This window comes from Neobacillus sp. 19, from assembly GCF_049463095.1.
GTDB lineage: Bacteria > Bacillota > Bacilli > Bacillales > Cytobacillaceae > Neobacillus.
Window position 1 is genome coordinate 362,509 of the sequence record NZ_JBMPZU010000058.1, and the last position, 8,584, is coordinate 371,092.

Annotated in this window: 11 protein-coding genes and 1 other RNA gene; 3 read left to right on the forward strand and 9 right to left on the reverse strand. The window is 40.9% G+C overall.

Annotated elements, in window-relative coordinates; all coding sequences use genetic code 11:
* The first annotated feature begins 2 nt into the window (after positions 1-2).
* Positions 3-197: non-coding RNA, 6S RNA (ssrS, locus tag ACO1D1_RS19660), on the forward strand.
* A gap of 80 nt (positions 198-277) precedes the next feature.
* On the opposite strand, the gene ald is transcribed toward ssrS, so the two are convergent.
* From ald to ACO1D1_RS19675, 3 genes are all read right to left on the reverse strand, one after another.
* Positions 278-1,396: an alanine dehydrogenase gene (gene ald, locus ACO1D1_RS19665; protein ID WP_423336809.1), complete on the reverse strand. Its 1,119-nt coding sequence runs from the start codon at positions 1,394-1,396 to the stop codon at positions 278-280.
* Positions 1,397-1,516: 120 nt separating this feature from the next.
* Positions 1,517-1,828, reverse strand: coding sequence for a hypothetical protein (locus ACO1D1_RS19670; protein WP_317845669.1), 312 nt, complete (start codon positions 1,826-1,828; stop codon positions 1,517-1,519).
* A gap of 171 nt (positions 1,829-1,999) precedes the next feature.
* Positions 2,000-2,164: a hypothetical protein gene (locus ACO1D1_RS19675; RefSeq protein WP_423336810.1), complete on the reverse strand. Its 165-nt coding sequence runs from the start codon at positions 2,162-2,164 to the stop codon at positions 2,000-2,002.
* A gap of 99 nt (positions 2,165-2,263) precedes the next feature.
* Between ACO1D1_RS19675 and ACO1D1_RS19680 the strand changes: the two genes are divergently transcribed.
* Positions 2,264-2,716: a universal stress protein gene (locus ACO1D1_RS19680; RefSeq protein WP_149871240.1), complete on the forward strand. Its 453-nt coding sequence runs from the start codon at positions 2,264-2,266 to the stop codon at positions 2,714-2,716.
* A 131-nt stretch (positions 2,717-2,847) separates the two neighbouring features.
* Positions 2,848-3,162 (forward strand): hypothetical protein, encoded by a 315-nt coding sequence (locus tag ACO1D1_RS19685; RefSeq protein WP_149871241.1) that lies wholly within the window; start codon positions 2,848-2,850, stop codon positions 3,160-3,162.
* A gap of 166 nt (positions 3,163-3,328) precedes the next feature.
* On the opposite strand, the gene ACO1D1_RS19690 is transcribed toward ACO1D1_RS19685, so the two are convergent.
* The 6 genes from ACO1D1_RS19690 to ytfJ form a co-directional block, all read right to left on the reverse strand.
* Positions 3,329-3,841 (reverse strand): MogA/MoaB family molybdenum cofactor biosynthesis protein, encoded by a 513-nt coding sequence (locus tag ACO1D1_RS19690; protein WP_149871242.1) that lies wholly within the window; start codon positions 3,839-3,841, stop codon positions 3,329-3,331.
* The gene (locus ACO1D1_RS19695; RefSeq protein ID WP_149871243.1) at positions 3,838-4,680 is read right to left on the reverse strand and encodes an EcsC family protein; all 843 of its coding nucleotides are present in this window, start codon (positions 4,678-4,680) and stop codon (positions 3,838-3,840) included. Before ACO1D1_RS19695 ends, ACO1D1_RS19690 begins: the two co-directional genes overlap by 4 nt.
* A 111-nt stretch (positions 4,681-4,791) precedes the next feature.
* Entirely contained in the window at positions 4,792-5,985 is a 1,194-nt protein-coding gene (locus ACO1D1_RS19700) for an acetate kinase (protein ID WP_149871244.1), read from the reverse strand.
* 239 nt (positions 5,986-6,224) lie between these two features.
* The gene (locus ACO1D1_RS19705; protein ID WP_423336811.1) at positions 6,225-7,208 is read right to left on the reverse strand and encodes a class I SAM-dependent methyltransferase; all 984 of its coding nucleotides are present in this window, start codon (positions 7,206-7,208) and stop codon (positions 6,225-6,227) included.
* A gap of 104 nt (positions 7,209-7,312) precedes the next feature.
* Positions 7,313-7,813 (reverse strand): thiol peroxidase, encoded by a 501-nt coding sequence (gene tpx / locus ACO1D1_RS19710; protein WP_149871246.1) that lies wholly within the window; start codon positions 7,811-7,813, stop codon positions 7,313-7,315.
* 190 nt (positions 7,814-8,003) lie between these two features.
* Positions 8,004-8,483, reverse strand: coding sequence for a GerW family sporulation protein (gene ytfJ, locus ACO1D1_RS19715; protein WP_149871247.1), 480 nt, complete (start codon positions 8,481-8,483; stop codon positions 8,004-8,006).
* Positions 8,484-8,584: the final 101 nt, after the last annotated feature.

Below are 8,584 nucleotides of genomic sequence, written 5' to 3' on the forward strand. Positions count from 1 at the left end.
AATACGAGCTGCGTTGTACGTATTCATAATAAAGTTTTAACCTTTAAGCTGTAAAAGGGAGTTTAACCATCGAAACTGGAATGACAGGCCTCCGTCTATAAGACATGGAGGACACGCAGAAAGGTTTCTGAGAACACCCACTTTGAGGAGTGGTGGTTTAAAACTTTCTTATATCACTACGGCAAATGCGGCTGTATATTAAGTTTTCAAACCAGCTTCTTTGTGAGGCTGGTTATTATTTTGCAAAAAAAGAAGAGGGAAGCCCTCTTCTTTTTTACTATTTTTCTAGCAATGTTTTTGTATCTGAAAATTCCAGTCCATGTGCTTCAGCAACTGCTTGATAGGTTACATACCCGTCAAGGGTATTAATTCCTTTTAATAAAGCGTCATTCTCTAAACAAGCTTTCTTGTAGCCTTTATTTGCGATAAGCACGGCATAGGGTACGGTCACGTTTGTTAACGCAAAAGTGGAGGTTCTTGGTACTGCACCAGGCATATTTGCGACAGCGTAATGAACAACGCCATGCTTCACATATGTTGGATTATCATGTGTCGTAATTTGATCGGTAGTTTCAAAGATACCGCCTTGGTCGATCGCGATATCAACGACCACACTTCCCGGCTTCATTGATTGAATCATTTCTTCACTAACAAGCTTTGGCGCCTTCGCACCAGGGATTAAAACAGCTCCAATGACTAAATCGGATTCCTTAACTGCTTCTGCAATATTGAAAGGGTTCGACATTAATGTTGTCACATCAGATCCGAAAATATCATCTAATTGACGGAGCCGATCCGGATTTAAATCAATGATAGTAACCTTTGCTCCTAAGCCGATTGCCATTTTTGCCGCATTTGTACCAGCTACACCGCCGCCAATAATGGTAACAGTTCCCCTTTGGACTCCAGGGACACCCGAGAGCAGAATTCCCTTACCGCCGTATACCCTCTCCAAAAATTGCGCCCCAACTTGTGCTGCCATCCTTCCGGCAACCTCACTCATTGGCGTTAATAATGGCAGACTTCTATTCGCCAGCTGAACTGTTTCATAGGCAATCCCGACTACTTTATGATCAATCAATGCCTTCGTTAATTCCGGTTCAGGTGCCAGATGTAAATATGTAAACAAAATTAACCCTTCACGGAAATATTGATATTCGCTTGGCAGCGGTTCTTTTACCTTCATGACCATATCCGCAGACCATGCTTCGGCAGCGGTTTCTACAAGTCTCGCCCCATTCGTGCTATACTCATCGTCCAAAAACCCGGATCCAAGCCCTGCTCCTTTTTCAATAATAACCTCATGACCAAATTTAACAAGGTTAACTACCCCGGCTGGTGTCATTGCTACCCGATTCTCATTATTTTTTATCTCTTTTGGTACCCCAATCCGCATGTGCTTACCTCCATTAATTATTTATCAAAAAAAAAACAAGTCACTATTAGTATATCCCTTTTTGGCAGGAAAAATGTAACAAAGAGCTTTCCCCTTCGGGCAAAGCTCTAAAACTACTCCTTAATAATAGTAAGGGTAAGGATATCCGTAATATGGATAACCATATCCGTATCCATATGGTGCTGTTAATAAGGCTCCCGCTGCCAGTCCCCCTAAAAATGGTAAACCGTATCCATATCCATATGGCCGGCCGAAACCACCGTAATGTCCAAAGCCTCCGTGATAGCCAAAACCGCCATGATGGCCAAATCCACCATGATGGCCAAAACCTCCGTGGCCACCGTGATGTACCCTTGAATCCTGAATTAGATTGTCTTGATGTCCAACAAATAATTTTTGATACTTAGGCATTAAATGCATGTCTCTATTCATTTTGTCTCTCCTCGTTATTTATTGATTCACACACTAAAGAGTATGCATGTTTGGGTGTAGATTCTTGGGTAAACGCCCTCTATGGACGAATTTTCGAGGCAAATGACTACCTTTACAAATTGCAAAAGGCTGCCCCTTTGATGGACAGCCTTTTCCTTATGGACATTCTGCTTATTCCTCTGAAGCAGTAAAATCGCTGCTTTCAGCAAGTGCGGTTCCTTCCCCAATAAAACCACTATTGTAAGAATTCATAATCTGTTCACTTACTTCATTTACCCCTTTTTCCTCAAATTGAAATGAAAACTTGTTATTTAGTTCCCGTTTTCCCATCATCATTTTCCCCTTTCATGGTTGGTCTACCACATTATTGTTCGAAAAGTTGCAACAGTTATACGTTGTTAAATATTGTATAATCAAGGTGAGGAGATGATGATCATGGGACTCAAATATCAAAATATTTTAGTCGCTATTGATGGATCAAAAGAAGCGGATTGGGCATTTCGAAAAGGGATTGAAATTGCCAAACGCAATCAAGCTACTATGCTACTAGTTCATGTGATTGACACTAGGTCATTTGCTTTAATCGAAGCTTACGACACTGTCATCGGTGACAGGGCAGAAAAACTGGCAAAAGACATGCTGGAAAATTATCAAAGGCAGGCTGTAGAAGCCGGATTAACAGATGTACAGTATGAAATTGAATTTGGCTCTCCTAAGATACGAATCCCTAGAGATTTAGCTAAAAAACACAAGATTGATTTAATCCTATGCGGAGCTACGGGAATGAATGTAGTGGAAAGATTTTTTATCGGAAGTGTTTCCGAACATATTACCCGATATGCACCATGTGACGTTCTAATTGTTAGAACAGAAAAAGAGACCGAATAGATATGATCCAACGTGCACGGTGTTATTTGCCCCGTGCATGTTTATTTTTTTCATGGAAAATAGTTTTGTCGTGAAATGACGGGCCAATCTATAGTAAAATATATACAACCACACAGCATGGAGGCCTTTAAATGAATGACCATTTTTGTTTTGATTCGCGTCTTGGAATTTCAGTTCCCGATTTGACAATCGAATGGGAAGATTACAGCAAAGAAACGCAGCAGGAGATTCTCTTAAATTGGGAGCAAATCCGCGGTTCCATACCTGACCGAATCGCTGAGCTCGAGCAGGAAATCAACTATAAGCAGGAACAGCTTTCAAATGAAAATGACTTCCCCCGCTCTTGTCAATTAAATACAGATATCGCAAACCTTGCCTCCATCATTAATGATCTTTGGCTTTGGTACCGGGCTAACCAGACAGTCTCCACCAAAATGCACCAATAAGAAAAGCGGAAGCGCCCTGGTCAGCGGCGTATGGCCTGGAGCGCTCCAACTGAGATAAAGGAAACACGAAGAGCCGGAGGCGCATTCGATGTTGACTTATCGTAGGGTGGGGAGCGAAGGACACTAGCCGCTAGGGCGCTGAAGCTGGACAATTCTCGAAGTCGATTTAAAGGTCTTTTTTGATTTCTCGTACAACATGCCCTATCTCAGGCAGGATTAGTTTGTTCATTGCCAGCTTTACTGCTCCGCTTGAGCCCGGGGTTGAGAACACGGCCGTATTGTTGACGACACCAGCAATGGCCCTCGAAAGAATGGCCGCAGAGCCGATATCCTCTTGATAGCTAAGCATCCTGAATAATTCTCCAAAACCAACGATTTCTTTTTCAAGCAGACTTTGAACAGTTTCAATCGTTACATCACGCTTTGCAATTCCTGTACCGCCATTCGTCAGAATCACGTCAATGTCTACCCGTTCGCAGCCCTTTAAGATTTCATTTTTAATGTGTGATGCCTCATCTTTAACAATGACATAATCAACAATGGAATGTCCCGCCCCTTCCAGTTGTTCCATCATCAGCTTGCCGCTTTTGTCTGTTTCTTTATTTCTTGTGTCACTAACTGTAATCACTTTACATGTAACCGACTTCGGTGCTTCTTTTTTATGTTCATGCGTGCTCATCCTAAAAACTCCTCTTTTTCTTTGAGGTAACGAAGCTGATAATATTTATGGGCAAGGTCCGTTACCTTTCTCGTTAATTGATAATTAGCACCTGCCCCGATGGCCATGCTGACAAGGGGAATCCCCTGAATGACTTTTTTTCGAAACAAGGCAATAACCATTGCTTTTAATAATTGCTGCACAGGCTGTTCCAGCCAGGTAATATCGGTAATCTCATCCTTTCCCTGATAAAAATAATGACCATCATTTCCGTCTAAATCCTCCATTAATGAGGTCCAGCCCTCTCTCCGGATTCTTGGCGGCAATGTAGCCGTATGAAAAACTTTCAGTGATGTCATCATTTCATATGGTGTATTGACTTCAAATCCATACGTCATGGCAATTAATTGCACGACCCTTAAATTAATGACAGCCATTGCAGGAATGTCGGTACTGAGCAGAAGTGCGCCCCCTGTCCCCGCAAGCCCCCCTTGGGCAAACGAATAAAACCGATGCCTGGCAATTTGCTGTTCTGCTATGTATTGTAATTGCTCTATGTCCAATTGCTTTAAATCCGCTACTTCTTCTATATTTTTTAGAAAAACCCTTCCCGAAGAAAGTATTCTTTCTTTTGCATCCATTTGAAGCTGCGAGCCCTGTATGAACCCATGTAAATGAAATAACCACGTATCAATAAGCGAAAAAAATTGACGTTGAACATTTTCTGGCAGCAATAAAAATGAACGCTCCAAATATTTTTCATAGGTTAATTGAAAATCATTTGCCTCATAATTGAGCAAACTTTCTTCCCACAACCGGATTTCATTCAAAACGCTTGTTTCCCTGCTTGTCAATGGCATATGTGGGGCCCCCTTCCTGTAATATGCTTCTTTTTCCAGTATATCACAAAGAATTGGGAACTTAAAAAAGACAAAAGCAGTTCAGCTTTTGTCTTTTTATTTATGATTATTTTACCGAACATCCGCTAAACGAACAACGTCACGGGCAATCATTACTTCTTCATTTGTTGGGATAATTAATACTTTAACTGGTGAATGTGGATAGCTGATGAATGCTTCCTCGCCTCTTACTTTATTAAGTGCCGGATCCCAATAGATGCCCATAAATTCAAGACCTTTTAAGACATTTTCTCGAATCGTGTCACTATTTTCACCGATACCAGCAGTGAAAATAATGGCATCTACCCCGTTCATACGGGAAGCATAGGAACCGATATATTTATGGATTCTATTCGCAAAGACATCCAATGCCAGCTGAGCCCGTTCATTACCCTTTTTCGCTTCAATTTCAATATCCCTTAAGTCGCTTGAAAATCCAGAAACGGCTAACATACCACTCTTTTTATTTAACACATCTAAAACCTCATCAGCGGTCTGGCCGGTTTTTTCCATGATGTATGGAATAAGTGCCGGATCAATATTACCTGAACGTGTCCCCATTGTGACACCTGCAAGTGGTGTAAAGCCCATGGATGTATCGATGGATTTCCCGCCTTCGATAGCAGCAATACTTGCCCCGTTCCCTAAATGACATGAGATTAACCGAAGCTGTTCAACAGGGCGGCCTAATAGTTCTGCTGCACGCTGGGATACATACTTGTGGCTTGTACCATGGAAACCATACTTACGAATGCCATATTCTTTGTAATATTGATAGGGAAGACTGTACAGGAAAGAACTTTCCGGCATTGTTTGATGAAAGGCTGTGTCGAAAACAGCAACTGCTGGTACGTTCGGAAGGACTTGTTTAAACGCTATAATACCGGTTGCATTAGCTGGATTATGTAACGGAGCCAGCTCTGATAGTTCCTCAATCTTGTTTAGCACTTCATCTGTGATCAATGCTGAATCATCGAAGGATTCTCCACCATGGACAACACGATGACCAATTCCTTCGATTTCATCTAAAGATTGAATAATTTCTAAAGTTGTTAATTTATCTAATAGCATTTTTACTGCAACTTCATGGTCAGGGATATCTATGATTTCCTGAATCTTTTCACCATGAGCCGTAATATTAAAAATTGAATCTTTTAGGCCAATTCTTTCAATCAGTCCTTTTGTAATGACTTCTTCACTTGGCATTTCAAACAATTGAAACTTCAAGGATGAACTGCCTGCATTAATCGCAATAATCTTCGCCATCTTTATAACCGCTCCTTTTATATAACAACATCGTTATTTATGATAATTGAATAGTACACTTTATTTTGTGCAAACCTATCTTGTTTATTTCCCTCAATTTCTCATTTAATCATTGAAAATCAGACATTTCAAGGGATAAATCCAGTGGTAACGGTTCCATCGCAAATGTTCATCTTTTCACAAATTTCATATTTTTTGAAAATTAAATAAAAAGGATAAAACCGGGAGGCTCCTCAGTTTTATCCTTTATTTTCTTGAAACCATTTTTCAATTTTAGAGAGAATATTGTCCATACCAACAGGGCTTGACAGGCTTGGTAAATTAACGAGCAATGCTTGCTTTGGCGGCTTAACACCTTCCCCTTTTTTTCGTAAAACCAAAATACTCTTAGCTGAATTTTTATTTTTAAACATGCTTGTTGGTAATTGAAGCAGTCCTTGAACAATTAAATTTTCCTTGATAAATTCGTGCAGCTGCGGTGCCTGTTCACTCTCAAACAGGCCGTTTGGTATAAGAAAGAATAAGTATCCGCCAGGAGTGGTATGCCGGACACTTTGCTCGATAAATAAATGATGCGAATAGGAATGACCCTCAGGTGCCTGTAATTGATAATCTGCCGCTCTCACGTCATTTGGATAAAAGCCAACCGGCAAATCCGCAATAACAGCATCAACCGGATCGATAAACAAAGGCTCCAGGGCATCCTGATTGAACAACTGAATGGGATGTTCTTGTAAGTTAGCATTTACATACGCCAGTTTGATTAGGATATCGTCAATCTCTACACCAATTGCCGTAATATTTTTATGTACATGATTTAAAACGGTAGTTAATAAATTCCCCGTTCCAATAGCCGGATCGAGAAGACGGAAGGATGGCTGCTCAATAAATCTTTCCACGAGATACCCCATCAGCATTCCAACAGAATCTGGGGTCATTTGATGATTAGGCTGTACATTTTCCTTCATCCCTTTTAAGATAACAAGCTGATAGGCTTTTCGAATATCCTCATTGGAATATTTGACTAATTGGATCTCTTCATATACTTTCTTTAGACGCTTTAGCGTTAACTCACTAAGCTTTTCCTGCAAGATGGTACCCTGAAATAGGTTTTCTCCTGTCTCCGCCAAGGCCTCCAGGTAACCGCAGGACAATTCCTCTTGTAAAATAAGTGCTGTTTCATTAAAAAGGGTAAATAGCTGCTCCACTGGAGAAAGTTTCATTGTTTCCCCTCCAATACTAAATTTCCTTATTCATTTTATACGAGTTTGGTTTTTTTAAACAAGTAAAAAGGCCTCGCAATTACTGAGGCCTTTCTTTGGCTATTTTATTTTGCGTTTCTAGCTGCTTCAAGTGCTGCTTCATAATTCGGGTGGTTCGTTGCTTCGCTGACATATTCTACATATGTTACAGTATCGTTCGAGTCAACCACAAAAACCGCACGGGTTAGTAATCTTAATTCTTGGATTGCAACCCCAAATGCTTCTCCAAAAGATAGATCGCGGTGGTCAGAAAGTGTTTGCACATTTTCAATTCCTGCTGCAGCACACCAGCGCTTTTGTGCAAATGGTAAGTCCACGCTCACTGTTAAAACTTTTACGTTTCCTAAGCTGTTTGCTTCTTCATTGAAGCGGCGGGTTTCCGCATCACAAACGCCAGTATCTAAAGAAGGTACGGACGTGATTAAACGAACTTGCCCTTTTGTACTTTCTAACGTTACTTCTGATAGATCATTTGCCAGTACCGTAAAATTGGGTGCCTTGTCACCCACTTTTACTTCATTGCCTAGTAATGTGACGCTATTGCCTTTAAATGTTACATTTGCCATTTCCTTCATCCTCCTTTGTCGTTTTAAAGTCATTCCCTTGGAGAGTGATTGACTTTAATATGTACAGTGTAAATATATCTTTTCAACAGCCTTTTTGCAATTATTTGAATTCCTAAAGAACACTCGCCGACTGACTTTCGGCCAAAAGAAAAAGTTAACCTCCCAAAAGGCTGGAAGATTAACCTTTGCCTTATAATTCAAGATCCACTTTTGGCTGCTGCTGATGGTTTTGCTGTTGTTTATTCTCATCCTTTTTCGAGAACATTTGCTGTATTTTATCAACTGCCTGCGGCGCAAGTTCAAGAATCTTCTCATAGAGGTGGGTACTTTCATCGAGATGCAACATTTTGACCCCATGAGAGTTAACGATTAAAAAGGCAATTGGGGTAATAGAAACTCCGCCGCCGCTACCGCCGCCAAATGGCAGCTGCTTTGACTGGCCCCCACTTTGTCCTTGTCCTTGACTCTGCCCTTGACCTTGGGATTGTGAGCTGTCAAGCTTGAACTCACTGCCGCCGGCAGCAAATCCAAAACCAACCTTAGATACTGTTAATATAACACTTCCGTCAGGGGTTTCCACCGGATCACCAATGATGGTATTCACATCAATCATTTCTTTCAAGCTTTCCATTGCAGTCGTCATCAAACCTTGAATTGGGTGGTCAGACATGGCTATTTCCTCCTCTTTCAAACAGAATTCGTTTTTTCATTTTTAAGATTGTTACTATTTGGGCGAAGTTTCCCGCCCTTCCAGAATTTAATCAGTTTTAA